The sequence below is a fragment of the Streptomyces melanosporofaciens genome, from assembly GCF_900105695.1.
GTDB classification, from domain to species: Bacteria; Actinomycetota; Actinomycetes; order Streptomycetales; family Streptomycetaceae; genus Streptomyces; species Streptomyces antimycoticus.
Map to the genome: position 1 here is coordinate 775499 of NZ_FNST01000002.1, position 25392 is coordinate 800890.

At 69.8% G+C, this 25392-nt stretch carries 26 protein-coding genes and 1 pseudogene; 13 read left to right on the forward strand and 14 right to left on the reverse strand.

Annotated elements, in window-relative coordinates:
- Positions 1–96 precede the first annotated feature (96 nt).
- The 3 genes from BLV72_RS06060 to BLV72_RS06065 form a co-directional block, all read right to left on the reverse strand.
- Positions 97–315 carry a hypothetical protein gene (locus tag BLV72_RS06060; RefSeq protein WP_093460780.1) on the reverse strand — a complete coding sequence of 73 codons (219 nt, stop codon included), beginning with the start codon at positions 313–315 and terminating at the stop codon, positions 97–99.
- A 151-nt stretch (positions 316–466) separates the two neighbouring features.
- Positions 467–583: an SGM_5486 family transporter-associated protein gene (locus BLV72_RS51015; RefSeq protein ID WP_014059746.1), complete on the reverse strand. Its 117-nt coding sequence runs from the start codon at positions 581–583 to the stop codon at positions 467–469.
- Between the two features lie 124 nt (positions 584–707).
- Positions 708–2105 (reverse strand): CynX/NimT family MFS transporter, encoded by a 1398-nt coding sequence (locus tag BLV72_RS06065; RefSeq protein WP_425288355.1) that lies wholly within the window; start codon positions 2103–2105, stop codon positions 708–710.
- Positions 2106–2245: 140 nt separating this feature from the next.
- Between BLV72_RS06065 and BLV72_RS06070 the strand changes: the two genes are divergently transcribed.
- Complete coding sequence (locus tag BLV72_RS06070) at positions 2246–2920, forward strand: FadR/GntR family transcriptional regulator (protein ID WP_093460781.1); 675 nt, start codon at positions 2246–2248, stop codon at positions 2918–2920.
- An 85-nt stretch (positions 2921–3005) separates the two neighbouring features.
- On the opposite strand, the gene BLV72_RS06075 is transcribed toward BLV72_RS06070, so the two are convergent.
- From BLV72_RS06075 to BLV72_RS06090, 4 genes are all read right to left on the reverse strand, one after another.
- Complete coding sequence (locus BLV72_RS06075) at positions 3006–3332, reverse strand: hypothetical protein (RefSeq protein WP_059147103.1); 327 nt, start codon at positions 3330–3332, stop codon at positions 3006–3008.
- A 199-nt stretch (positions 3333–3531) separates the two neighbouring features.
- Positions 3532–4302 (reverse strand): enoyl-ACP reductase FabI, encoded by a 771-nt coding sequence (gene fabI, locus BLV72_RS06080; protein ID WP_093460783.1) that lies wholly within the window; start codon positions 4300–4302, stop codon positions 3532–3534.
- 5 nt (positions 4303–4307) lie between these two features.
- Complete coding sequence (gene fabG / locus BLV72_RS06085) at positions 4308–5012, reverse strand: 3-oxoacyl-[acyl-carrier-protein] reductase (RefSeq protein WP_093460784.1); 705 nt, start codon at positions 5010–5012, stop codon at positions 4308–4310.
- 329 nt (positions 5013–5341) lie between these two features.
- Positions 5342–6220, reverse strand: coding sequence for an NmrA/HSCARG family protein (locus tag BLV72_RS06090; RefSeq protein ID WP_093460786.1), 879 nt, complete (start codon positions 6218–6220; stop codon positions 5342–5344).
- A gap of 266 nt (positions 6221–6486) precedes the next feature.
- Here BLV72_RS06090 and BLV72_RS06095 point away from each other — a divergent pair, with 266 nt between their 5' ends.
- The 5 genes and pseudogenes from BLV72_RS06095 to BLV72_RS51925 form a co-directional block, all read left to right on the forward strand.
- Positions 6487–7038, forward strand: coding sequence for a MarR family winged helix-turn-helix transcriptional regulator (locus BLV72_RS06095; RefSeq protein WP_244320676.1), 552 nt, complete (start codon positions 6487–6489; stop codon positions 7036–7038).
- A gap of 151 nt (positions 7039–7189) precedes the next feature.
- Complete coding sequence (locus BLV72_RS06100) at positions 7190–7570, forward strand: SseB family protein (RefSeq protein WP_093460787.1); 381 nt, start codon at positions 7190–7192, stop codon at positions 7568–7570.
- Positions 7557–8081 carry a hypothetical protein gene (locus BLV72_RS06105; RefSeq protein ID WP_093460789.1) on the forward strand — a complete coding sequence of 175 codons (525 nt, stop codon included), beginning with the start codon at positions 7557–7559 and terminating at the stop codon, positions 8079–8081. Before BLV72_RS06100 ends, BLV72_RS06105 begins: the two co-directional genes overlap by 14 nt.
- Complete coding sequence (locus BLV72_RS06110) at positions 8081–12526, forward strand: putative T7SS-secreted protein (protein WP_244320677.1); 4446 nt, start codon at positions 8081–8083, stop codon at positions 12524–12526. The genes BLV72_RS06105 and BLV72_RS06110 overlap by 1 nt, the downstream gene beginning before the upstream one ends.
- Positions 12527–13024: 498 nt before the next feature.
- Positions 13025–13182 (forward strand): annotated as a pseudogene (locus BLV72_RS51925) (TldD/PmbA family protein); the annotation flags it as partial.
- A gap of 89 nt (positions 13183–13271) precedes the next feature.
- On the opposite strand, the gene BLV72_RS06120 reads toward BLV72_RS51925, so the two are convergent.
- Genes BLV72_RS06120 through BLV72_RS06125 form a run of 3 tightly spaced genes read right to left on the reverse strand, consistent with a single transcriptional unit; the run spans position 13272 to position 14362 of the window.
- Positions 13272–13646, reverse strand: coding sequence for a Uma2 family endonuclease (locus BLV72_RS06120; RefSeq protein WP_167746321.1), 375 nt, complete (start codon positions 13644–13646; stop codon positions 13272–13274).
- A 43-nt stretch (positions 13647–13689) separates the two neighbouring features.
- On the reverse strand, positions 13690–13848 hold the full coding sequence (locus BLV72_RS47815) for a hypothetical protein (RefSeq protein ID WP_167746322.1): 159 nt from the start codon (positions 13846–13848) through the stop codon (positions 13690–13692).
- Positions 13849–13894: 46 nt separating this feature from the next.
- Positions 13895–14362: an ATP-binding protein gene (locus BLV72_RS06125; protein WP_093460790.1), complete on the reverse strand. Its 468-nt coding sequence runs from the start codon at positions 14360–14362 to the stop codon at positions 13895–13897.
- 186 nt (positions 14363–14548) lie between these two features.
- On the opposite strand from BLV72_RS06125, the gene BLV72_RS06130 reads away from it, so the two are divergent.
- The 5 genes from BLV72_RS06130 to tyrS all read left to right on the forward strand — a co-directional run bounded on the left by BLV72_RS06130 (position 14549) and on the right by tyrS (position 20309).
- Positions 14549–15346, forward strand: coding sequence for a helix-turn-helix domain-containing protein (locus BLV72_RS06130; protein ID WP_093460792.1), 798 nt, complete (start codon positions 14549–14551; stop codon positions 15344–15346).
- Complete coding sequence (locus BLV72_RS06135) at positions 15343–15546, forward strand: DUF397 domain-containing protein (protein WP_107417369.1); 204 nt, start codon at positions 15343–15345, stop codon at positions 15544–15546. The genes BLV72_RS06130 and BLV72_RS06135 overlap by 4 nt, the downstream gene beginning before the upstream one ends.
- A 219-nt stretch (positions 15547–15765) precedes the next feature.
- On the forward strand, positions 15766–17304 hold the full coding sequence (locus BLV72_RS06140) for a TldD/PmbA family protein (protein ID WP_093460793.1): 1539 nt from the start codon (positions 15766–15768) through the stop codon (positions 17302–17304).
- Between the two features lie 112 nt (positions 17305–17416).
- Positions 17417–18823 carry a TldD/PmbA family protein gene (locus tag BLV72_RS06145; RefSeq protein ID WP_093460795.1) on the forward strand — a complete coding sequence of 469 codons (1407 nt, stop codon included), beginning with the start codon at positions 17417–17419 and terminating at the stop codon, positions 18821–18823.
- 67 nt (positions 18824–18890) lie between these two features.
- Entirely contained in the window at positions 18891–20309 is a 1419-nt protein-coding gene (gene tyrS / locus BLV72_RS06150; protein WP_093460796.1) for a tyrosine--tRNA ligase, read from the forward strand.
- A 153-nt stretch (positions 20310–20462) separates the two neighbouring features.
- Here the strand turns inward: tyrS and BLV72_RS06155 are convergent, their stop codons facing one another.
- Positions 20463–20753, reverse strand: a complete 291-nt coding sequence (locus BLV72_RS06155; protein WP_059147091.1) for a GlsB/YeaQ/YmgE family stress response membrane protein — start codon at positions 20751–20753, stop codon at positions 20463–20465.
- A 226-nt stretch (positions 20754–20979) separates the two neighbouring features.
- Between BLV72_RS06155 and BLV72_RS06160 the strand changes: the two genes are divergently transcribed.
- Together BLV72_RS06160 and BLV72_RS06165 are read left to right on the forward strand one after the other, a co-directional pair.
- Positions 20980–21369 carry a DUF3099 domain-containing protein gene (locus tag BLV72_RS06160; protein ID WP_093460798.1) on the forward strand — a complete coding sequence of 130 codons (390 nt, stop codon included), beginning with the start codon at positions 20980–20982 and terminating at the stop codon, positions 21367–21369.
- A gap of 193 nt (positions 21370–21562) precedes the next feature.
- Positions 21563–21799: a hypothetical protein gene (locus tag BLV72_RS06165; RefSeq protein ID WP_093460799.1), complete on the forward strand. Its 237-nt coding sequence runs from the start codon at positions 21563–21565 to the stop codon at positions 21797–21799.
- Between the two features lie 42 nt (positions 21800–21841).
- On the opposite strand, the gene moaA is transcribed toward BLV72_RS06165, so the two are convergent.
- The 3 genes from moaA to BLV72_RS06180 all read right to left on the reverse strand — a co-directional run bounded on the left by moaA (position 21842) and on the right by BLV72_RS06180 (position 24909).
- Complete coding sequence (moaA, locus tag BLV72_RS06170) at positions 21842–22831, reverse strand: GTP 3',8-cyclase MoaA (RefSeq protein WP_093460801.1); 990 nt, start codon at positions 22829–22831, stop codon at positions 21842–21844.
- Between the two features lie 105 nt (positions 22832–22936).
- Positions 22937–24556 carry a solute symporter family protein gene (locus BLV72_RS06175; RefSeq protein WP_093460802.1) on the reverse strand — a complete coding sequence of 540 codons (1620 nt, stop codon included), beginning with the start codon at positions 24554–24556 and terminating at the stop codon, positions 22937–22939.
- A complete protein-coding gene (locus BLV72_RS06180; RefSeq protein ID WP_059147086.1) occupies positions 24553–24909 on the reverse strand; it encodes a DUF485 domain-containing protein in 357 nt (118 codons plus the stop codon). Before BLV72_RS06180 ends, BLV72_RS06175 begins: the two co-directional genes overlap by 4 nt.
- Positions 24910–25392 lie beyond the last annotated feature (483 nt).

Genomic DNA, 25392 nt, shown 5'->3' on the forward strand with positions numbered 1-25392 from the left:
ATCGGTGCACGAGGCGCAGGGTGTTGGAACGACCTCGTCAAACGTGAGCACACCCGCGATATGGCGGACACGGCTGATCACCACCGCCTACGGTGGTCACGGTGTCGCGTCCCCGAACGTCCGGTGCAGCAACTCCACGACCTGCGAGACCGGTCCGGAGACGCCGCTCTCGGCATGGGCGTCGGTGGGCCCGGTGAGCAGAAGCAGCAGCGCCGCGAAGGCCACGGTCGGGAGCACGACGGCCCACCACGGCAGCCGGACGTCCATGCCACTGTCCACCGGATGTGCGGGCCGGGTACGGGTGCGGGCGGACATGGGATCGCCTCCGGGTCGCCGAACGTGTCGATGGTTCGACGGTACGGAGCGGGCGGGGCGGCTCCCATCCGGTGAGCCACCCACTTACCCCTGAGCCCAGCCCCCTAGGGGATGGTGGGGCCAGCCCCACCATCCGGTCCCCCGCCCCGGGTCAGGGCGAGGCGAGGGTGGCGATCACGCCGACGACCACGGTGATGCCGAGCATCACGCCGAGGATGATGAGGAGCTTCTTCTGGCCGTCCGGGGGGTTCTCATCGAGCACTGGCATGGCACCAGTCTCCCATCCCCCGTACGCGACCCCGAGCAGCCCTCGCACGCGACACGGATCAGCCCGCACTCGCGACACGGATCAGCCCGCGCGGACACGGATCAGCGCGCGTACGCGACCCCGATCAGCGCTCGTCCTCGAGGGTGCGGTCGCGTCCGGCCAGCACGCCCGCGATGATCTGCGGCACCATGAACCCGGCCATCAGCGCGATGGGCTGTCCCCAGCCGCCGCTGTGCTGGTAGAGCACGCCGACCAGCAGCGGGCCCGGGATGGACAGCAGATAGCCGACGGACTGCGCGAAGGCCGACAGCCGGACCACGCCCGCGTGGGTCCTCGTCCGCATGCCGATCATGGTGAGGGCGAGCGGGAAGGCGCAGTTGGCGATGCCGAGCAGCAGGGCCCAGGCCCAGGCGCCGCCGGCCGGGGCCAGCCACAGCCCGGCGTAACCGGTGAGGCCGAAGACGCCGAGGATGACGACCAGGACGCCCTGGTGCCGCAGCCGGGCGGCGATCCGCGGCAGGACGAAGGCGAGCGGCACGCCCATCGCCATCATCACGGCCAGCAGCAATCCGGAGGTGGAGGCGGAGACTCCCGCGTCCCGGAAGATCTGCGGCATCCAGCCCATGGAGATGTACGCGGCGGTGGCCTGGAAGCCGAAGAAGACGGCCATGGCCCAGGCGAGGGGGCTGCGGGTGATGCGGATCGCGGGCCCGTCGGCCGGGGCGTCGGCCTCGGCGACGCTCTCGTGCGTGGCCGGTGCGTCCGCGTCCGTACGGCCCGCGTCGATACCGGCCGTCCCGGTACCGGCCGTCCCGGTACCGGTCGCCTCCGTACGAGTCGCCTCGGCGCCGTCCGCCCTCGCACCGCTCGTACGGTCGCGGGCGAGGAACAGCCACGCCACCAGCGCCACCGCGGCGAGCAGCGCCCACGCCCCGAGCCCGGTCCGCCAGGAGCCGCCCAGCGCGTCGGTCATCGGCACGGTGACCGCCGCGGAGGCGGCGGTGCCCAGTGACAGGCCCATCGAGTACAGCCCGGTCATCGAGCCGACCCGGTCCGGGAACCAGCGCTTGACGATCACCGGCATCAGGACGTTGCTCACCGCGATCCCGGCCAGGGCGAGCGCGCTGGCCGCCAGGAAGGCCACGGTCCCGCCGGCCAGGGGGCGCAGCAGCAGACCGGCGGCGATGGCGGCGAGCCCGGCGCAGACGATGGCCACCGGCCCCCAGCGCCGGGCCAGCCGGGGTGCGGTGAACCCGAAGAGCGCGAAACACGCCGCGGGCACGGAGGTGAGCACACCGGCGACGGTGCCGCTCATCCCCAGGTCGGCGCGGACCTCTTCGAGCAGCGGGCCGAGACTGGTGACGGCGGGGCGGAGATTGAGCGCGGCGAGGATGAGCCCTGCCGCCATGACGCGGCCTCGCCAAGGCGAGGCGGCGCGGCGCGGGCCTCCCGGTTCCGCCGGGCGGGGCGCGGAGTCGGCGGTGTCGAGCGTCGCGAGATCGTCAGACGGGGGCGTGTGCATGCCGACCATCATAGAATGATGGGATGAATGCCCGTCCAGTGGCGAGCGACCGCCCGGTAACGGCCTGACGGCATCATGGAAGGGCCCGTTCGACGCGTTCGTTCACCTCGGGCCACAGCCGCCCCATGCACAGGAGAGTCATGCCGCTGACCTCGCCCCGGCGCTCCGCCCTCGCCGACCAGGTGATCGCCCAGCTGCGCGCCCAGATCACCTCGGGCGAATGGCCGGTGGGCTCGCGGATCCCCACCGAGCCCGAGCTGGTCGAGCAGCTGGGGGTCGCGCGCAACACCGTGCGGGAGGCCGTACGCGCCCTCGCGCACAACGGGCTGCTGGACATCCGCCAGGGCTCGGGCACCTATGTGCTGGCGACCAGCGAACTGGCCGGGGTGATGCACCGCCGCTTCGCCGCCGCCGACCCCCGTCATGTGGCCGAGCTGCGCAGCGCCCTGGAGACCAAGGCGGCCCAGCTCGCCGCGGAGCGCCGCACCGAACAGGACCTCAAGCAGCTGGACGCGCAGCTGGACCGGCGCGAGCGGGCCTGGGAGGCGGGTGACCCGGACGCGTTTGTCGAGGCGGACGCCACCTTGCACATGGCGGTCGTCGCCGCCTCGCACAACGATGTGCTGGCGGAGCTGTACGCGGATCTGGGCGCGGTCGTACGGGATTTCCTGCGCGCGGACGTGGGCAGCGGGATGGGCCCGGACACGTATGTGGACCACGGACGGCTGGTGGAGGCGATCCGGGAGGGGGACGGGGAACAAGCGGCGGCCGAGGCCAGCACCCACCCGTTCGGCTGCCGTTTCCGCGCGCGCTGAGCGACCGGCGGACGCCGAGCGACCGGCGGCCGACCAAGGCGCCCGCCAAGGCAGGCGGCAGCCTTCGGGAGCGGGGGCCCGGCGCTCAGCGGTGGTGGCTCACCCACGCCTTCCGTATCTCCTTCCAGCAGCGCTCGGCGAGGTCCACGTGCTGGGCCGGGCCGACCTCCACCGGGCGGGCGTCCATGTCCGGGTCCCACCAGCGGGCGCATTCGACATGCAGCTGCACCCGGTCCGCGTTGGGGTTGGGGTTGAAGCAGCTCGCCGTGGCGTGCGAGCCGCGCACCGAGGTACTGCAGGCGGCCTCGCGCCTCTTGGGCCGTTCCTGGGCGGCGGAGCTGGAGGCGGCGATGACCAGACCCACCGTGGCGAGGAGCAGCAGCGCGGCCGCGACACGGCGGGTCGTACGCATGCGGGACCTCCTCGGCCGTGCCGCTGGCGCTGGCGCTCCGGTGAGTCGGTTCGTCGTATGACTCCACAGTGCGGGTGCCCACCACCCGGACGCGCGTCCTGTTCCCCCGAACGGGTGAACGCGCATACGGAACGGCCGCCGCCCCGGCCCCCGGTTCGCGGGGGCGGGACGGCGGCCGTCGCGCGGAAACGCCGTGGGCTCAGGCACCCATCATGTGCACACCGCCGTCGACATGCACGATCTCGCCCGTGGTGCGCGGGAACCAGTCGGACAGCAGGGCGACGACGCCGCGGCCGGCCGGCTCCGGGTCGGTCAGGTCCCAGCCGATCGGGGCCCGGTGGTTCCACACGTCCGCGAGCTCCTCGAAGCCGGGGATGGACTTCGCGGCCATGGACTTGATCGGCCCGGCGGAGACCAGGTTGCAGCGCACGTTCTTCTCGCCGAGGTCGCGGGCGAGGTAGCGGCTGGTGGACTCCAGCGCGGCCTTGGCCACGCCCATCCAGTCGTACTTCGGCCAGGCGAACTGGGCGTCGAAGGTCAGGCCGACGATCGAGCCGCCGCGCGGCATCACCGGCAGGCACGCCATGGTGAGCGCCTTGAGGGAGTAGGCCGAGACGTGCACGGCGGTGCCGACGTCCTCCCAGCTGCCCTCGAGGAAGTTGAACGCGCCCTGCGGCCCGAAGGCGATGGAGTGCACCACGCCGTCGAGGTCGACACCCTCGCCCAGGTGCTCGCGCACCTTGTCGGCCAGGCCGTCCAGCTGCTCCTGGTTCTGCACGTCCAGCTCGATGACCGGGGCGGGCTTGGGCAGCCGCTTGGCGATCCGCTCGACGAGGGAGACCCGGCCGAAGCCGGTGAGGATGACCTCGGCGCCCTCCTCCTGGGCCAGCTTGGCGGCGTGGAAGGCGATGGACGCCTCGGTGATGACGCCCGTGACCAGGATGCGCTTACCGGCGAGAATTCCACTCATGACGTTCAGTGACCCATGCCCAATCCGCCGTCGACGGGGATGACGGCTCCAGTGATGTACGCGGCCTCGTCGGAGGCCAGGAAGCGGACCGAGGCGGCGATCTCCTCGGGCTGCGCGTAACGCGCGAGCGGTACCTGCTTCACGATGTTCTCGCGCTGGTCGTCGCTGAGCGCGCGCGTCATGTCCGTGTCGACGAAACCGGGCGCGACCACATTGACGGTGATGTTGCGCGAGCCCAGCTCACGGGCGAGGGAGCGGGCGAAGCCCACCAGGCCCGCCTTGGACGCGGCATAGTTCGCCTGACCGGCCGAACCCATCAGCCCGACGACCGACGAGATCAGCACCACGCGCCCCTTACGGGCCCGCAGCATCCCCCGGTTGGCCCGCTTGACCACGCGGAACGTGCCGGTGAGGTTGGTCTCGAGGACGGTGGCGAAGTCCTCCTCGGACATCCGCATCAGCAGCTGGTCGCGGGTGACCCCGGCGTTGGCCACCAGGACCTCGACCGCGCCGTGCTTCTCCTCGATCTCCTTGTACGCCTGCTCGACCAGCTCCGGCTCGGTGATGTCGCACTTGACCGCGAGCAGGTCGGCCGGCGGCTCGCCGGACCGGTAGGTGATGGCGACCTTGTCGCCAGCATCGGCGAAGGCACGGGCGATGGCGAGGCCGATGCCGCGGTTGCCTCCGGTGACGAGAACCGAGCGGCTCAAGGGACCACCTTCTCTTGTCGATCTTTGTCGACGGCTGTCGATGTCTGTCGGCGTCCGTCGGCGTCCGTCGTTGTCCGTCGTTGTCCTTCGACGTCCGTCGATGTCCTTCGGCGTCCGTCGATGTGACGTGCCGGGACGATGCACAGCGCGCGCCGACTCCTACCCCCGCAAACTATCGGTCCGAGGCCCCTGAGGAGGAATCGGGCACCCACAGGGGCGTGTGTCCCTCCCTGTCGACTTCCTACAGAAACCCGGTGACCGCGGGCCCTCACGGCGCGCCGGACCCGGACCGGCCGCCCCGGGTCCGCCGGGATGGCCGGAGCCCTGGGCTACTGGGCGGCGGGGGCGGTCCATGACCGGCGGGCCCAGGTCTCCAGGGTGGTCAGCTCGGGGTGCCGAGCGCGCAGGGCGGGGATGTCCGCCCGGTAGCCGTGGTCGTTGAACCAGGCGAACATGGCGCCCATTTCGGAGCTGGCCCGCCGCAGCCGATCGAGATCCTGCTCCTGGAAGCGGGTGGGGATGCCCGAGACCTTCTCGAACACCTCCGCCATCTGCGGACCCGTGAGCTCCTCGGAGGCCAGCTCGAGCCGACTGCCGATGTACTCCTCAGGGTCGTCGAAGGCGTCGGCGGCGAACAGGCCGATGTCCTCGGGGGCGATCATCTGCAGCGCCGTCCCGGGCTTCAGGGCCAGGCCGAGCACGAGCCCGTCCGCGTCGCGGGCGGGGCCCATGAAGGCGAAATTGTTGATGAAGTAGGTCGGGCGCAGCATGGTCGCGGGCAGTCCGAGGCCGGTGATGTGCTTCTCGATGCGGGCCTTGCTGTCGAAGTGCGGGACTCCGGGGTCGCGCTCGGCGCCGCCGACCGAGCCGTAGACGAGGTGTGCCACCTCGGCCCGTGCCGCGGCTTCGGCGACCGCGCGGCCCTGCCGCTCCTCGGCCTCGATCCCGCCGGGCCCCATGAAGGTCTGCACGCTGTAGACCCCGTACACACCGCGGAACGCGGCGTCCAGCGACCGCGGGTCGTCGAGGTCGCCCGCGACGACCTCGGCGCCCGCCGCGGCCAGATCCTGTGCCTTCGCCGAGCGCGGGTCGCGGGTCAGCCCGCGCACCGGGTGGCCCCGGCGCAGCAGCTCGCGGGCGACGGAGCCGCCCTGGTTGCCGGTCGCGCCCAGGACCAGAATGGTCCGCTTGTCGGTGTGGGTGGTCATGCTCTCTCTCCTTCTTTCGCGGTTCGGCTGTTCGGTCAGGTAGGCGTTGCGGATGCGGATGGGGCCCTGGCGCCCATCACACCATTAACTGTCCGAACAAGTAAATCGCGGTGCCGCATTCCCGGTCGACCGTGATCCATGTCACTGTCGAGCGATTCGGACAGGCAGCAGGCGGTGCGTACGGCACAACCGGAGCGCATATCGCAGCGCTAAGCTGGTACCTGTCCGAGCATCAAGGTGACCAAAGCAGGAAGGGCGAGCACGCGATGACGCAGTCCGTGCCGGAGGCCGGGAACAGCGCCGTGGGGATGGGGCAGGAGGCCACCGTCCCGCTGCCGGGCGCCGCCAGAGGCGGGCCGGTCAGCCATGCGATCTTTCGCCTGGCCCGCCTGCACCGCATGTTCGCGGGACAGCTGCTGCGCCGCATCGGCCTGCACCCGGGCCAGGAGCTGGTGATGATGCACCTGTGGGAACTCGGCCCCCAGCGCCAGGCCGACCTGGTGCGGCTGATGGACTCCGACGCCGCCACCATGACCCGTACCGTCCGGCGCCTGGAACAGGCCGGCTTCGTCCGCCGTCGCCCCTCCCCCACCGACAAGCGCGCCTCGCTCATCGAGCCCACCGCGGCCAGCCACGCGCTGCGCCGCGAGGTGGAGCGGGTCTGGAGCCGGCTCGAGGAGATCTCGACGGCGGGCCTCTCGGACGACGAAAGCGCCGCGGCCCTGCACACCCTGGAGCACCTGGAGCAGAACCTCGTACGTGCCACCGCCGAACACGCGGGCGCGGACGACCCCGCGGGCGCGGAAACGGAGGGCTAGCGCACAGCGGACGCCGTCGACGCCCTGGAACGCATCGGGCCGGCGACCGCGAGGAGCGGCGCGTCGATTACGGAAGGTGTCGGTCACCCGTGCGAAGATGACCCTCATGTTTGGGGGAGGGGACGGAAAGCCGCCTGGTCAGGGCGGCAAAATGACGCTGGCAGACCTCGTCCGCCAGGAGACCGCCGCGCGGATGACGGAGCACGAGAAGTGGGCCGCGCTGCGAACGGCGCGGCTGTACTTCCAGCGCCCGGAGGACCCGGGCTTCCTGGTCTCGGAGACCACCGACGGCGGCCCGCTCGTGCCGGTCTTCACCTCACTCGAAGGGCTCGCGCTCTTCGCGGGGGCATGCGGCTGGGCGTCCACGACGGCCGAGGACCTGGTGGACCTGCTGCCCGAGGGCGTACGTGCGTTGGTGGATCCGCTGGGTGAGCGCCCCTTCCTGCTGGACGCACGGACGCTGCGCGACGCGGAGGACCAGGAAGCGGAAGGCCACGGCGAGGGCGAGGGGGCCGACGGTGGCGGATCCTGACGCGCGGAATGCGAACCGCGCCCCCAGCGAGGGCGGCGAACACGGCAAATACGGCGGAAACGAAGGCGCCGACGGCTACAAGATCGAGATCGCCTCCGTAAAGGGCCTGATCGCCCCGCTGGAGGAGTCGGTCGTCGGGGCCCGCGCCGTGAAGAACGGCCAGGAGAAGCTGACGGGCTACCTCCAGCACTGCGGCGCGCCCGAACTCCTGGAATCCGGCAAGGGATTCCTCAAGGAGTGGGGCTTCGGCATGGGGGAACTGGCCGATCACGCGGATGCGGTCGTGGAGCGGCTGTACGAGGCGGTGGCCGGATACATGCTGGCGGATCTGCTGCGGGTGAAGGACTTCTGGCCCTCGGACGAGAACATGGCCAAGCTCCCCTCGGGGGGCGCGGCGAGCAAGTGGTCCTGGGAGCACGTGGGCGCGCCCGAGATGGAGAAGCGCCCGGAGGAGACGGGGTTGTCGAAGTTCTCGCGCAAGCTGCTGAGTGAGTACGAGGACGAGTCCTGATGGGCGATCCGGACGCGGGGCGGACCCCGCAGATTCGGATACCGGTGGACGCCAAGCCCAAGGACCTGATCCCCGGCGATCCGGACGACATCGACGACCTGGTGCTGGAGCTGCGCGCCTACGCGGGCGCCTTCCAGGACGGCAAGGACAAGCTCAGGCCGCTGGAGCTGGCGGACTGGTCGGGCAAGGGCGCGAGCGAGTTCCGTAAGTCGGTCGACCGGCTGCCGAAGGAACTGACCTCGGGCCACGACCAGTTCACCCAAGCGGCGAGCGCGCTGGCGGCGTACGCGACCAAGCTGCGGTCGGTGCAGAAGCGCTGTGAGCCGATCATCGAGGACGCGGACGCGGCACGGGCGGCGTCCAAGGCGCACAACACGAAGGTCGAGACGTACAACGACGCGGTGAAGCGCGGCGACGAGCAGTTGCCGGACCGGCCTTCGGAGACCGATCCGGGCATCGCCGCGATGGAGTCGTGCGTCGGTCGGCTGGACAAGCTGATCGAGGAGTTGCAGCTGGTCGTCGACGCGTCGAAGAAGAAGATCGACAAGGCGGCGGAGAAGGCCCCCGACAAGCCGAGCAATTGGCAGAAGGTCGGGGACAGCTTCAAGGACGGGCTGTGGAAGGTCCACCACGGCATCCTGGGCCTGGGCGAGATCCCCGCCTCGATCGCCAAGGGCGACGGCGAGGGCCTGGCGATGCAGCTGGCCGGCATGGCGGACGGCGCGGCGTACGCCGCCCAGCACCCCAAGGAGTTCGCCAAGGCGGTCACGAACTGGGACCTGTGGTCCAAGGACCCGCTGCGCGCGGCGGGCGAGATCACCCCGTCGCTGCTGCTGGCCCTGGCCACGGGCGGCGCGAGCGCGCTGCGCAAGGAGCTCCGGACGGGCCAGACCGCCGCGCAGCGGCTGGCGCTCCGCAAGAGGGCCCTGGGCCGGGACGGCGAGGCGTCCGGCCGGGCGGACAGCGAGGGGACGCACGACCGGCATACGCGCGACAGGGACTGCGAGGACGACCCGGTCGACGTCGCCACCGGCGAGATGGTCATGCCGGTCACGGACGTGTCCCTCCCCGGGGCGCTCCCCCTGGTGCTGGAGCGCACCTTCGTCTCCGGGCACACCTGCGGCGGCTGGTTCGGCCGCACCTGGGCGGCCACGCTCGACCAGCGGCTGGAGCTGGACGCGGACGGGATCGTGTTCGTCACGGCCGACGGCATGGTGCTGCGCTACGGGGTGCCGACGCCCGGGGAGGACACGTTTCCGGCGCGGGGCCCGCGCTGGCCGCTGCGCTGGGACGGCGCGGCGGGCGGCACGATGCGGATCGAGATTCCCGAGCGGGGCCGCACGCTGCACTTCACCCCGCTGGGCGGCAACGGCAATGAGCTCCCTCTCGAGGTGATCGAGGACCGCAATGGCCGGTCCATCACGTTCACCTACGACGAGGACGGCACCCCGCGCGAGGTGGCGCACTCCGGCGGGTATCGCATCGCGATCGACACCGATCCGGAGCTCGCGCGCATCACCGGGCTGCGGCTCCTGGGCGTCGGCGACGCCGAGGAGGGCACCACGCTGGTCTCCTTCGGCTACAACGGCGCGGGCGACCTGACCGAGGTCTTCAACTCCGCCGACGAGCCGATGCGGTTCACCTACGACGACCAGCACCGCGTCACCTCATGGACCGACCGCAACGGCACCAGCTTCGGGTACGTCTACGACCACCGGGGCCGGGTGCTGCGCACCATCGGCTCGGACGACATGATGACCGGCCGCTTCCACTACGACGAGGCGTCCCGCACCACCGTCTACACCGACTCGCTCGGCCACCGCATCACGTACGTCTTCGACGAGGCGTACCGGGCGGTGTCCCGCACCGACGCGTTGGGCCGCACCACCCACACCGAGTGGGATCCGGAGACGCGCCGCCTGCCGCTGTCGGTGACCGACCCGCTGGGCCACACCACGCGCTACGCGTACGACGACTCCGGCAACCTGATACGCGTCGACCGCCCGGACGGCACGGCGGCCACGGCCACGTACGACGGGGACGGCTGGCCGCTGGAGGTGTGCGAACCGGATGGCGCGGTGTGGCGCCACGCGTACGACGAGCGGGGCAACCGCGTCCGGACGACGGACCCCATGGGCGCGGAGACGCACTACGCGTATGACGAGTCGGGGAACCTGACCTCGGTCGTCGACCCGCTGGGCCACACCACCCGGGTCGTGTGCGACGCGGCGGGCCTCCCGGTCGAGGTCACCGATGCCTTGGGCAACACGACCACCGTCCGCCGGGGCACCCATGGCCGCATCACCCGGGTCACCGATCCCCTGGGCCATGTCACCCGCCAGGGCTGGACGATCGAGGGCAAGCCCGCCTGGCGCACCCGGCCGGACGGCAGCCGCGAGACCTGGACCTGGGACGCCGAGGGCAACCTCACCGAACACACCGACCCGGCGGGCAACACCACCCGCCACACCCACACCCACTTCGACCTCCCGGCGACGCGGACGGACCCGGACGGGGCGGAGTACGCCTTCGCCTACGACACCGAGCTGCGCCTGACGGCGGTGACGAACCCGCAGGGCCGGACGTGGACGTACACGTATGACGGGTCGGGCCAGGTCATCTCCGAAACGGACTTCAACGGCCGCACGCTGTCGTACGAGCACGACGCGGCGGGCCGCCTGATATCCCGGGAGAACGGTGCGGGTGAAGCCCTGGCGTACACGCGCGACGTGCTGGGCCGCACGGTCTCGACGCGCACGGCGGACGGCGCGGAGACGACGTTCGCGTACGACGCGGCGGGCCGCCTGACGCGGGCGGCGAACCCGGACACGGAGCTGAGCCGCACGTATGACGCCCGAGGGCGCGTCCTGACCGAGACGGTGGGCGGTCGTCGCACGACGGCGTACGGATACGACGCGGTGGGCAACCGCACCGAGCGGATCGCCCCGAGCGGCCTGCGGTCGGCGTGGACGTACGACGCGGTCGGCCGCCCGATGTCCCTCACCACGGCAGACAACTCCCTGCGCTTCGCCTACGACGCGGCGGGGCGGGAAACGTCCCGCACCTTCGGGGACGACGTAAGCCTGACCCAGGCGTGGGACGCGCTGGACCGCATGACGGGCCAGACCGTCACCGGCCCGGCCAACGCCCTGATCCAGCACCGGGCGTACGCCTACCGCCCGGACGACCACCTCACCGAGATCCGCGAGTTGACGTCCGGGACCCGCCGCTTCGACCTCGACCCGGTCGGCCGCGTAACGGCGGTCCACGCCCACGGCTGGACGGAGACCTACGCCTACGACGCGGCGGGCAACCTGACGCAGGCCACGGCCCCTGACCACGCATCCCCCGGGAACCGGGAGTTCACCGGCACAGTGATCCACCGAGCGGGCCGCACGACCTACGAACACGACGCCCAGGGCCGCCTCGTCCGCCGCACTCGCAAACTCCTGAACGGCCAGACCCGCACCTGGACCTACACCTGGAGCCCCGAAGACCGCCTCACCGACGCGACGACACCGGACGGCGAACGCTGGCACTACCTGTACGACCCGCTGGGCCGCCGCACCGCCAAGCAGCGGCTGGCAGAGGACGGCACCGTCGCCGAAGCGGTGGACTTCGCCTGGGACGGCACGAGGCTGGCGGAACGGACGACGGCCGAGGGCACGACCCTGACCTGGGACTACGCCCCAGACACCCACCGCCCGCTGACTCAAACCGAGCACCGCACGCCACGTGAGCCGGTGGAGGAAGCATCACCGACCCTCCGCCGCCTGACCGACACAACCCCCCAATCGGAATACGACGCCCGCTTCCACGCCATCATCACCGACCTCGTCGGCACCCCCACCGAACTGGTCACCCCCGACGGCACCCTCGCCTGGCAACACCGCACCACCCTCTGGGGCACCCCCCTCCCCGCCCCACCCGGATCGGCCGACTGCCCCTTACGCTTCCCCGGCCAGTACGCCGACCCGGAAACCGGCCTCCACTACAACTACTTCCGCCACTACGACCCGGAAACGGCGCGCTACGCCTCACCGGACCCGCTGGGGTTGGATCCGTCTCCTAATCCAGTGGCGTACGTAGCTAATCCCTTCGGTTGGCTAGACCCCCTAGGCCTTAACGCGTGTTCTCCAGGGCTTGACGATGAGTCGGAAGAGTACATTCGCGGTAAGCACATGCCCGGCGGGGAGAACGTAACAAAAACGAAAAGTCTGTTCAACAACGATATTGACCTTGATGAGCTGGTCGAGGCATCCAGCACAGCAGAAGCACACGGCCCGAACGCCAGGGGATTTTACGAGCGCGACGTTGACGCAGGGCGCGTTATTGGAAATCTCTCACAGGATTCGGGAGGACTTCCGACTACATGGTATCGAGTGGTTCAAGATAAATACGGCGGCGTGATAACGATGCACCCGATACCTAAGCCGGTGAGTTAGGGTGTTGCAGGTTAATTGAACTGAATCGCGCAACTATTACCCTATTTGCACACGCCAGGAAGCCAAGAGACAAGAGGTTCACATGGGGCTAGACGTTTATGTCGAGAATCAGGTACATGATCGCTCGTACGCAGGACCCGAACCAGGCATTTGGCTGACCAGCCTTCTCCCCTTCGCAACTGAAGGTGGACAATTGCACTGCGTTTTCGAGTACGGGGACACCATGTTCAACATTGTTCAGATGCGCCAGCTTCTCGGTGAGATTGAGGAGATCTCGAATTCAGTGCCCAGCGTGAAACCGGCTGGAGCCGGTCTAACAGACCTCATTCACGCGGTGATCAAAAGGCGTGGATACCTGTGGGTTTCCGGAGATTGATCACACTCTCCGAGCGCCGACCGCTACTGACGAGCCAGGTCGCCAGGCTGAGAAAATAGCCCCCGGCGCACGCCGCACCCGAAAGTCTCAAGCCCCGGGGCGTCTGGGCGTCCTTCCTCACGCTGCCCCTGCGGGCGCTCGCCGAGCGGCGCTCGCCCGCGCCCGCGCGCTCGGGGCCGCGCATGCCGACTTCCGGTTTAAGCGCGTGCGCATTGCCGCCTGGCAGTTGCGGGATGGCAGGCTGGCCAGGGCCTCCGATGGTACGGATCTGGGGTATGCGCGGGTGGAGTTCGCGGACGAGTCAGTGCACGCCGACAAGACCCGACTGCTCGCCGAGTTGGCGAGCGGCCGCTGGCCGCCGACAGGCGATCAGCGGTCCTCGGGATAGGTCCGCAGGTCCGTGGTGGCGAGGGTCCAGCCACCGATGGTCACCTCGTCGCCAAAGGCGTAATCGCTGCGGGTGCGGTAACGGGGGCCCTCACCACCAAGCCCGGGACCCGGATCGGACAGGGCCGCGATCGTGCCCTTCCGTGGATCGACGAGAAGATAGAGAGGGATGCCCATCGCCGGGTAGTCGTGCATCTTCTCGACATGGTCGGTGGAGTGATTCGACGGCGAGACGATTTCGGCGACCAAAGCGACATCTCGAGGATGGAACGGCGCCATCGTGTTCTCTGCAAACACCGCGTCTGGAACGACGATCAGGTCAGGGCGCCGAAGTTTCCCAAGAGAGGCATCTTCCACCTCACCGCCCGTGTGAGCGACCAGAAAAGACGGGATTTGCCGGTCAAGCTGCTGGCGGATACGCAGAGCGGATGAACTCGTGCGGACGCGAGCGCGACATCATCATGACGATCTCGTCACCACTGATCTCATAGCCCCGGAACGGGTCCGGGGCGTGCTCGGCGAGCCGCTCCGCGATGTCCCGTAGACGTCCGTACTCCACGGCCGACGCTCCTTCACCACGGCGAACCTGCTCGTCTGTGCCTCCATCATCGCGCATCGCCGGCTCCGGTGTCTCCCGTGACCTGCCACGACCGGCACTCCTCGGACGCGAGAGCGTATTCGCACCACACCGTCTTACCGACGCCCCGCTCGGCCACCCCCCACTTCGAGGCCAGCGCGGCCACGAGCAGCAGCCCGCGCCCTCCCTCCGCGTCGTCGTCACCGTGCTCACGGACCACGGGGCGCCGCTCGTCGCGGGCGTCGGACACCTCGATACGGGCCGAGGCGGAGGCCCGACGGCCATCGGGACCGGGCGGCGGCTGAACGCTGAGCCGCAGATGAAAGTGCCGACCGGGCACGTGTCCATGACTCACGGCGTTCGCCGCGAGTTCCCCCGCGATCAGCGCGAGGCTCTGCGAGGCATCACTGTCGCGGGGGATGCCCCACTCCTCCAATCTGCGGACGACGATGCGCCGGGCGAGCCGGGCACCGCGCCGGGAAGAGGTGAAGAACATCTCGAACCTACCGCTAGGGGGATTTTTGCCATTCACGTCACCGAGCGTGGCGAAGCGCGCCTAGCCTGACCAGACCGGCGGCGGGTACGCAAGGTCGCAGTACGGGCACGCTCGGTGCCCGTACGGGAGGACCGCCGTGACGCCGAGGGGAAGGGGCGCGTTCTCGCGCAAGGAGGTGGGTGGGTCATGGCGGGTGACATCGTCAAGTGCATCGGCAGGCAGGTGAAGCTCTTCCGCGAACGAGCGCGGCTCACACAGGCGCAGTTGGGTGAGGTGATCGGGTACAGCGAGGAGCAGGTCTCCTCGGTCGAACAGGGACGTCGGGTGCCACAGCCGGATTTTCTGGACGCGGCGGACGAGGCGCTGGAGGCATTCGGGGTGCTGCGGGCCGCCAGGGAGGAAGTCGCCAACGTTCAGCTCCCGGCGTTCTTCCGGGGCGCGGCACGGCTGGAGGCGCAGGCGGTCGAGTTCCACGCGTACGAGAACCAGGTGATCAACGGGTTGCTCCAGACCGGCGATTACGCCCGCGCTGTCTTCACGATGCAACGCCCGATGCTGGGTGAGGAGACCATCGAGCAGCGGGTCACCGCCCGTTTGGCCCGGCAGGAACTCATCACTCGGCAACCGCCGCCCATCATGAGCTTCGTGACCGAGGAGGCGGTGTTGCGCCGACCGTGCGGCGGAACACCGGTGATGCGCGCACAGTTGGAACATCTGCTGCACATCGGCCGGATGCGAAATGTAGATCTTCAAGTCATGCCGACGGGACTGGAAGAGCACGCCGGAGCGGGCGGCCCCTTTGCCTTGCTGGAGCCCAAAGGGCGCCAGATGATGGCCTACGTAGAGGCCCAGGACATCAGCAGATTGCTGACGGATCGCAAAGCGGTCCGCACGCTCGAACAGCGCTACGGGATCATCAGGGCCCAGGCTCTCACTCCACGGGAGTCGCTGGACTTCATCGAGAAACTGCGGGGAGAAACGTGAACAACAACGACATCGAACTGTCGTGGTTCAAGAGCAGCTACAGCAGCGGTGAGGGCGGCATGTGCGTCGAGGTGGCCGCCACCACCGACACCGTCCACGTACGGGACTCCAAGAACCGCCACGGATCACAACTCGCCTTCTCCATAGGCCAGTGGGACGCGTTCATCGACCGTCTCACGGCTGAAGCGTTCGGCGCGTAACCCCCGGTTCTGGCCGCCCTGGGCAACCGGGGCGGCCGTTGTTTGCCGGTCCGTGTGCGCTGCTGCCGGACCTGACCGGCGAGCGGCGCGGCCGCAGGCCGAGGACGGCGACCCCGAGGCCCGGTGGTCCAGCGGCAATTACCGCGCCCCACACCGCACCAACATGGTTCACTGCCGACGGACAACACCATCGACAGAACCGACGAAGGGGAGTCGCCCGTGGCGCACGAGATCGATCCATCCTTCCTCTCGCTGCCCCTGCGGGCGCTCGCCGACGCGGCGCTCGCGCGGGCCCGCGCGCTCGGGGCCGAGCATGCCGACTTCCGGTTCGAGCGGGTGCGCTATGCCGCCTGGCGGTTGCGGGATGCCAAGCCGTCCGGGGCCTCGGACACCACCGACCTGGGGTACGCGGTGCGGGTGGTGCACGGCGGGTCGTGGGGGTTCGCTTCGGGGGTGGACCTGAGCATGGACGCCGCCGCCCGCGTCGCCTCGCAGGCGGTGGCGATGGCGAAGCTGTCGGCCAAGGTGATCGAGTCCGCCGGGTCCGATGAGCGGGTGGAGCTCGCGCCGGAGCCGGTGCATGCCGACAAGACCTGGGTTTCCTCGTATGAGGTCAACCCGTTCGAGGTGCCGGACGCCGAGAAGACCGGGCTGCTCGCCGAGTGGAGCGAGCGGCTGCTGCGGGCCGAGGGGGTCGCGCACGCGGACGCGTCGCTCCTCACCGTCCACGAGAACAAGTTCTACGCGGACACCGCCGGCACCACGACCACCCAGCAGCGCATCCGGCTCCATCCGCAGCTGACCGCCGTCGCGGTGGACCCGGCGAGCGGGGAGTTCGACTCGATGCGCACGCTGGCCCCGCCGGTCGGGCGCGGTTGGGAGTATCTGACCGGTGGGCCCGGGGCGGGCGGCTGGGACTGGGACGCGGAGTTGGCAAAGATCCCGGAACTGCTGGCCGAGAAGATGCGTGCGCCATCCGTCGAGGCCGGGTCGTACGACCTGGTGGTGGACCCGTCCAATCTGTGGCTGACCATCCACGAGTCGATCGGCCACGCCACCGAGCTGGACCGCGCGCTCGGCTACGAGGCGGCGTACGCGGGCACCTCCTTCGCCACCTTCGATCAGCTCGGGTCGCTGAAGTACGGCTCCCAGGTCATGAACGTGACCGGGGACCGGACGGCCGAGCACGGGCTGGCCACCATCGGGTACGACGACGAGGGGGTGGCAGCGCAGTCCTGGGATCTGGTGAAGGACGGCACGCTCGTCGGGTACCAACTGGACCGCCGGATCGCCCGACTGACCGGCTTCGAGCGGTCGAACGGCTGCGCGTTCGCCGACTCGCCGGGCCATGTGCCGGTGCAGCGGATGGCGAACGTATCGCTCCAGCCCGCCCCCGGCGGCCCCTCGACGGAGGCGCTGATCGGGGACGTCGAGAACGGTCTGTATCTGGTCGGCGACCGCTCCTGGTCGATCGATATGCAGCGGTACAACTTCCAGTTCACGGCGCAAAGGGCGTTCCGCATCAGGAACGGCGCTCTCGCCGGGCAGGTGCGCGACTTCGCCTACCAGGCCACCACCACCGACTTCTGGGGTTCGATGGCGGCCGTCGGCGGCCCGCAGACGTATGTCCTGGGCGGCGCCTTCAACTGCGGCAAGGCCCAGCCCGGGCAGATCGCGGCCGTCTCGCACGGCTGCCCGTCGGCGCTGTTCCGCGGCGTCAACATCCTCAACACCACCCAGGAGGCGGGACGCGCGTGAGTGACGTACGCGCGGCCGCCGGGCCGCAGCTGACGACGATTCCCGCGCCTCTGCGCCGCGCGGACGACAGTGACATCAGCCGCTGCCGCGGCGGGGCGAACAGGGGAAAAGGATGAGCAGCAAGCCGCATGAAATCGTCGAGCGCGCCCTGGAGCTGTCCCGTGCGGACGGCTGTGTGGTGATCGCGAACGAGAGCTCGACGGCCAATCTGCGCTGGGCGGGCAACGCCCTGACGACCAACGGCGTCACCCGCGGCCGCACCCTGACCGTCGTGGCCACCGTGAACGGCGGGCAGGGCACCGCCTCGGGTGTGGTGTCCCGGTCCGCGGTCACCGCCGACGAGCTGGAGCCGCTGGTCCGGGCCGCCGAGGCGGCCGCGCGGGAGGCGGAGCCGGCCGAGGACGCCCAGCCGCTGGTGGAGCGGGACGCGGGTGCGGCGGTCTCCCCCGGGTTCACCGACTCCCCCGCCGTGACCTCCTCCGAGGTGTTCGCCGACTTCGCCCCCGCTCTCGGCGAGTCCTTCGCCCGGGCCCGCGCGGGCGGCCGGGAGCTGTACGGCTTCGCCCACCATGAGCTGGTCTCCAGCTATCTGGGCACCTCCACCGGGCTGCGGCTGCGCCATGACCAGCCGACCGGCACGCTCGAGGTCAACGCCAAGTCCGCTGGTAACGGCAAGGCCGCACCGCGTTCGGCCTGGGCCGGGCGGGCCACCCGCGACTTCACCGATGTGGACCCGGCCGCGATCGACGCCGAGCTCGCCCGGCGGCTCGGCTGGGCCGAGCGGAAGATCGAGCTGCCGGCCGGCCGCTATGAGACGCTGCTGCCCCCGAGCGCCGTGGCCGATCTGCTGATCGACCAGCTGTGGTCCTCCTCGGCGCGGGACGCGGCGGAGGGCCGTACGGTCTTCAGCAAGCCGGGCGGTGGCACCCGGGTCGGCGAGAAGCTGTCCGAGCTGCCCCTCACGCTGCGCAGCGACCCGGCCGAGCCGGGGCTCGAGGCCGCGCCGTTCGTGATCACGCACTCGTCCGGGGACGACGCCTCGGTCTTCGACAACGGTCTTCCGCTGTCCGCCACCGACTGGATCCGCGACGGCGTACTCCAGCAGCTGATCACCACCCGGCACACGGCCAGTCTCACCGGGCTGCCCCTCGCTCCCCCCATCGACAACCTGATCGCGGACGCGGGCGGCACCCGCTCGCTGGCGGAGATGGTCGCCTCGACCGAGCGGGGGCTGCTGCTGACCTGCCTGTGGTACATCCGCGAGGTCGACCCGGCGACGCTGCTGCTCACCGGCCTGACCAGGGACGGCGTCTATCTCGTGGAGAACGGTGAGGTGGTCGGCGAGGTGAACAATTTCCGGTTCAATGAATCACCGGTGGATCTGCTCGCCCGCGCCACCGAGGCGGGCCGCACCGAGCGGACGCTGGCGCGGGAGTGGAGCGACTACTTCAACCGCGCCGCGGTGCCCGCGCTGCGGATCCCGGACTTCAATATGAGCTCGGTCAGCAAGGGGGTGTGAACGAGCCGAATAGACTGGTCCACGCCCGATCTGATCCGTATCCGTTTCGTCTATCCCCAGGAACGCCATGACACGCCTCGGCGAATCCGTCGCCCGCGCCACCGAGCTCCTCTCCCAGGACCTCTCCTCCGACAAGACCGTCGAGCAGCTGCTCGAGGAGACGGGCTCGCGGCGCTCTATCGATCTGACGGACCTGTCGCCGACGGAGCAGGCCGAGCTGATCGCGTCCCGTACGGTCGAGATCCTGCCCGGCGTGGCGGAGCTGGCCAAACGGATCGAGGAGCGCCGCGGCGCGGGCCAGGGCCTGGCCATCAAGCTGGGCATCGACCCGACGGCCGCCGATGTGCATCTCGGCCATGTGGTGCCGATGATCATCCTCAGCCGCTTCCAGCGCATGGGGCATGACGTCACCCTGCTGATCGGCGACTTCACGGCCAAGATCGGCGACCCGTCGGGCCGCACCGCCGAGCGCCCGCCGCTGACCGACGAGGACATCGCCCGGAACCTCGCGGGCTACCAGGATCAGGTCCGGCCCTTCTTCGACTTCGAGAAGGTCGGCTTCCGGCAGAACAGCGAGTGGCTGGCGCCGTACACCTTCCCCGAGCTGCTGGGGCTGCTCTCCCAGGTGCCGGTCTCCCAGCTGCTGCAGCGCGAGGACTTCCGCAACCGGCTGGCCGCCGGCTCGGGGCTCACCATGTCCGAGCTGCTCTACCCGATCGCGCAGGCCCTCGACTCGGTGGCGCTGGAGTGCGATGTGGAGCTGGGCGGCGCGGATCAGCTCCTCAATCTGCAGATGGGCCGCAAGCTGATGGAGCTGCGCGGGCAGCGGCCGCAGCTGGTGGTCACGATGCCGCTGATCGAGGGCACGGACGGCACCGGCGCCAAGATGTCCAAGTCCAAGGGCAACTACGTCGCGCTGTCCGCGACCGCCGACGATGTCTTCGGCAAGATCATGTCGATTCCGGACCGGCTGATGAAGCCGTACCTGGAGGCATGGACCGAGTGGACGGACGCGGAGATCGCCGCCGCGACCACCCGGGTGGAGGAGCGGTCGCTGCACCCGATGGATCTGAAGAAGGTCCTGGCGGGTGAGGTCGTGGCGGCGCTGTACGGCGTCGAGAAGGCGATGGCGGCCCGTGCGGGCTTCGTCGCCCAGTTCTCCAAGAAGAGCTTCACCGACGTCGAGACGCTGCCGGTGGTCGACGCCGGGGAGCACGGCGCCGAGTCCATCGCGACCGTGCTGAGCAAGGTGCTGGAGTTCCAGCCCAGCGCCTCGGCCGCCCGCCGGGTCGCCAAGCAGAACGGTCTGCGGCTGGTGATCGAGACCGAGGGCGGCCAGGAGTCGGTGGTGCTGCCCGAGGCCCAGGCGGTGCGCCCGCTGGCCGAGGTGGTCGCGGAGACCCTGGAGTCGGCCGGGGTGACGGCGGGCTCCGGCACGGTCTACCTCAAGGCCGGGCGGAAGATCGCCCAGGTGGGCGGGGTGTAACTCGCGTGCCCCGGTGGGCGGGGTGTCGTAACCCGCCCGCCTCACCACTGGACGCTGGACGAAAGCGGCGGCCGGTGCGCGTCCACCACGCGCGCCGGCCGCCGCCGTCACATCGGCACCCCCGGGGGGGGGGAGCCACCGCTCATGGTCCGCTCAGGTCCGCGTCACACCACGTCTGTGCCCGCCGCCACGGATGGAGTGCCACAGCGGGGTGCCCAGGGCCACGATCGCCACCGCGAACCCCAGCTGCAGCAGATGCCGGATCCAGTCGAAGCCCCCGGTGGTCCTCACTCCGATCCAGCCGGCCACCGCGTTCCCCAGCATGCCGCCGAGGATGCCGTAGACGCAGGTCAGCCAGAGCGGAATGGCCTGTTTGCCGGGCAGAATCGCCCTGGCGATCACACCCAGGATCAAACCCACGACGATCGCCCATAGCCAGTTCATGTCGCCTCCCTGACACGCGGCGAAGGGATGCACGGGAGATGCACATCCCCTCCAGTGTTCGGCCACTTCGGGTACGGCGCACGCCGAAGGGCCGATACGCCTTCGGGCGCATCCACGACGACACTCGTCAGGGCGCCCCGGTCTCGAACCGACAGCAGACGCGGCGTAACGTTGAGTACGTACCGGAGCGGGGGAAGCCTGCTCGGCGATCAGGTGGTGGAACGTGATGCGGAAGCATGGCGATGCGGAGGTCTTCCGGATCACCGGGGCCCGGCAGGGGCTGGCCGATGACGTTCGCGGCCGGCAGCGCCGCTATGTGATCTCGATGTCGGTGCGGACCCTCGCGGTCGTGCTGGCGGCGGTGTTGTGGAACGTGGAGCGCCATGTGGCCATCGTCGCCCTGGTGCTGGGCGTGGTGCTGCCCTACGTCGCGGTGGTGATCGCCAACGCGGGCCGGGAGAACACCACTTCGCTGCCCACCACCTTCATCCCGACCCCGCCCCGTCCGATGCTGATCGCCGGGCGCGGTGAGGAGCCGACCGATTCCCACCGGGCGGAATCCGCCCCGGAGGACGTCGGACATATCAGCGAGCCTGGACGCGGCGAGCGTGGCTGACCTGCCGCGTTTCCGTAAGCTCAAGAAAACCTCAGATCAATAGTGCAGTACCGGTGCACCGGGCCCTATCCCTCGTGACATACTGCGTACGCGCTCCGCATCCCCCGTCGGAGCGACGGACCGACGCCGGGCGGCTCCCCCCGTGGCTGCCCGGCGTCGCCATGTCCGCCGGGCCTTCCGTAGAGTCTGCGGTGTGAACACCCGCGAGACCTCCGCCGAGACCGACACCGTGATCTGCTCCGCCAAGGGCTGCCGCGCCCCCGCCGTATGGGTGCTGGCCTGGAACAATCCCAAGCTGCACACCCCGGAGCGGCGCAAGACCTGGCTGGCCTGCGAGGAACACCGCGAGTATCTGTCGGAGTTCCTCGGGATGCGGGGCTTCCTCAAGGACGTGGTGACGCTGGCGGAGTGGTCGGCCACCGAAGACTGATCACGGCCCCTCGCCCCCGCGACCCCCGACCCCCGCGCACCGTCAGCCGCCGATCGCCGACATCGGGCGGTCGGGCTGCAGGAACGACGGGTCGTCGAGCCCGGATCCGGCCTTCTTGCCCCACATCGCCAGCCGCCACAGCCGGGCGATCTCCTCGTCCGGGGCCCCGGAGCGCAGCGCTCCGCGCAGATCGGACTCCTCCCGCGCGAACAGACAGGTGCGCACCTGTCCGTCGGCGGTCAGCCGGGTGCGGTCGCAGGCGCGGCAGAAGGGGCGGGTGACCGAGGCGATGACACCGACCCGGGCCGGGCCGCCGTCGACCAGCCAGCGCTCGGCGGGCGCGGAGCCGCGCTCGTCCTCGCCTTCGGCGGTGAGGGTGAAGCGGGTGCGCAGGCTCGTCAGGATGTCCCCGGCGGTGATCATGCCGTCGCGCTTCCAGCCGTGCTGGGCGTCGAGCGGCATCTGCTCGATGAAGCGGAGCTCATAGTCGTTCTCCAGGGCCCAGGCGAGCAGATCGGGCGCCTCGTCGTCGTTGAGCCCGGGCATCAGCACGGTGTTGACCTTCACCGGAGTCAGCCCGGCGGTGCGCGCCGCGTCGAGGCCGTGCAGCACATCGTCGTGGCGCTTGCGCCGGGTCAGCGCCTGGAAGACCTCCGGGCGCAGGGTGTCGAGCGAGACATTGACCCGGTCCAGGCCCGCGTCGCGCAGGGCCTGGGCGGTGCGCTCCAGCCCGATGCCGTTGGTGGTGAGCGACATCTGGGGACGCGGGGTGAGGGCCGCGCAGCGCTCGACGATGCCCACCAGACCGGGGCGCAGCAGTGGCTCACCGCCGGTGAAGCGGACCTCGGTGACCCCGAGGTCGGTGACGGCGATCCCGATCAGCCGGACTATCTCGTCGTCGGTGAGCAGATCGGGTTTGGCGAGCCACTGCAGGCCCTCTTCCGGCATGCAATAGGTGCAGCGCAGATTGCACCGGTCGGTCAGGGAGACCCGAAGGTCGGTGGCTACGCGACCATAGGTGTCGATCAGCATGGTGGCGGCCCCTCCACGGTTGATGTCGCATGCACTGTGGTCAATTGTCCCGCAGCGTACGCGACGGGTGTGACAGGGAGGGGCCGCGCGGGTGGTCGGGGCAGGTCAGTGGGCGCCGTGGCCGGTGAGCGAGCGGACCTCCAACTCGGCGTACTTGTCCTTGTCCGGCTGCTCCTTGGAGACGAGGGTCCCCAGCCAGCCGAGCAGGAAGCCCAGCGGGATGGAGATCAGTCCGGGGTTCTCCAGCGGGAACCAGTGGAAGTCCACGTCCGGGAACATCGAGGTCTCCTTGCCCGAGACGACGGGCGAGAAGAGCACCAGGAAGACCGAGGAGATCAGTCCGCCATAGATGGACCACAGCGCGCCCTGGGTGGTGAAGCGCTTCCAGAACAGGCTGTAGAGGATGGTCGGGAGGTTGGCGGAGGCGGCGACCGCGAAGGCGAGCGCCACGAGTCCGGCGACGTTGAGATCTCGTGCGAACACCCCGAGGACGACGGCGACGGTGCCGATGCCGACGGTGGCCCAGCGCGCCGCCGAGATCTCCTCCTTCTGCGTCGCCTTGCCCTTACGGATGACATTGGCGTACAGGTCGTGGGCGAAGGAGGACGAGGAGGCGAGGGTGAGCCCGGCGACCACGGCGAGGATCGTCGCGAACGCCACCGCGGAGATCACCGCGAGCAGGATGGCGCCGCCCGTGGAGTCCGCTCCGCCGCCGATCTCCTCGGCGAGCAGCGGGGCCGCGGTGTTGCCGGATTTGTTGGAGGCGATGATGGCGTCGTGGTCGAGCAGGGCGGCGGCGCCGAAGCCCAGCGCGATGGTCATCAGGTAGAAGACGCCGATGATGCCGATGGCCCAGTTGACCGACTTACGGGCGGCCTGGGCGGTGGGCACGGTGTAGAAGCGGATCAGGATGTGCGGCAGTCCCGCGGTGCCCAGGACCAGGGCGATGCCGAGGGAGATGAAGTCGAGCTTGGTGGTGGCGTTGAGCCCGTACTTCAGCCCTGGCTCCAGGAACGACTCTCCGATGCCGCTGTTCTTGGCCGCCTCGCCCAGCAGGTCGGAGATGTTGAAGTTGAACTTCAGCAGCACCAGGAAGGTGATCAGCAGGGTGCCCGCGATCAGCAGCACGGCCTTGACCATCTGCACCCAGGTGGTGCCCTTCATGCCGCCGATGGTGACATAGAGCATCATCACGACGCCCACGAGGACGACGATGAGGATCTTCCCGGCCTCGCTGGTGATGCCCAGCAGCAGGGAGACCAGCACACCGGCGCCCGCCATCTGGGCCAGCAGATAGAAGATCGAGACGACGATGGTGGAGACGCCCGCGGCGGTGCGCACCGGGCGCTGGCGCATCCGGTAGGCGAGGACGTCGCCCATCGTGTAGCGCCCGGAGTTGCGCAGCGGCTCGGCGACCAGCAGCAGGGCGACCAGCCAGGCGACGAGGAACCCGATCGAGTACAGGAAGCCGTCGTAGCCGGAGAGCGCGATGGCCCCGGCGATGCCGAGGAAGGACGCGGCGGACATGTAGTCGCCGGAGATGGCGAGGCCGTTCTGGAAGCCGGAGAACTGGCGGCCGCCGGCGTAGAAGTCGTTGGCGTCCTTGGTCTGCCGGCCCGCCCAGATGGTGATGCCGAGGGTCGCCAGGACGAAGACCGCGAAGAGCGTGATGATCAGCGGCCGGTTGTCCGAGGCGCTCTCGGCCGCGAGCAGATGGGGGCTCATGAACGCTCCTCCATACGGGACTTGATCGCCTCGGCACGGGGGTCGAGCTTGGCGGCGGCGTGGCGGGAGTACCACCAGGCGATGAGGAAGGTCGTCAGGAACTGGGCGAGCCCGAACACCAGGGCCACGTTGACATGGCCGACGACCTTGGTGCCCATGAAGTCGCCCGCGTAGTTGGACAGCAGCACATAGAGCAGGTACCAGCTGACGAAGGCGATGGTGAGCGGGAAGGCGAACGAGCGGTGGGCACCGCGCAGTTCGCCGAACTCCGCGCTCGCTTGCACCTCGGCATAGGAAGAACGGTCTCGTTGCCGCTGATCGTCGGGACGATCATTGGCCGGTGCGGTATCCACGGTCTCTCCTGGTGAGTGGGTCCGACGGGGATGAATACGGCGGCGGAGGTGATCCAGATCACGCATGGTAGGGCGACGCCGACCCGCTACGACAGGGGCAGGTTGGTTGAGAGACGGATACGACTTCGAGAGAAGGATCGGCTCCGGGTACTGTGGCGGGTTTTCTTCCGGAATGCATTGATGTCCGACCTTGATCAGCGATAGCTTCCTTCGTCATGTACCCGCCCAGACGCTGACGGCGTTCGGGCGGCCCGTACGGATGAAGTGGAGACCCCATGGCTCATCTGAGATCGGCTCCTCCAAGACCCGGACGGCGGACCGTTGACGGTCCGTCGGCTTCGCACCACCCCATCGCCACTCCCCGCCGCCTCTGCCCCGGTCTCGCGGCGCCCCGGGGCATCGAGGCGGCGCTCGGGATCCGCGCCCCGAGGGGACGCACATTCGCTTGTGCGGATGACCCCGGCCGTACCGCGGCCGTTGACG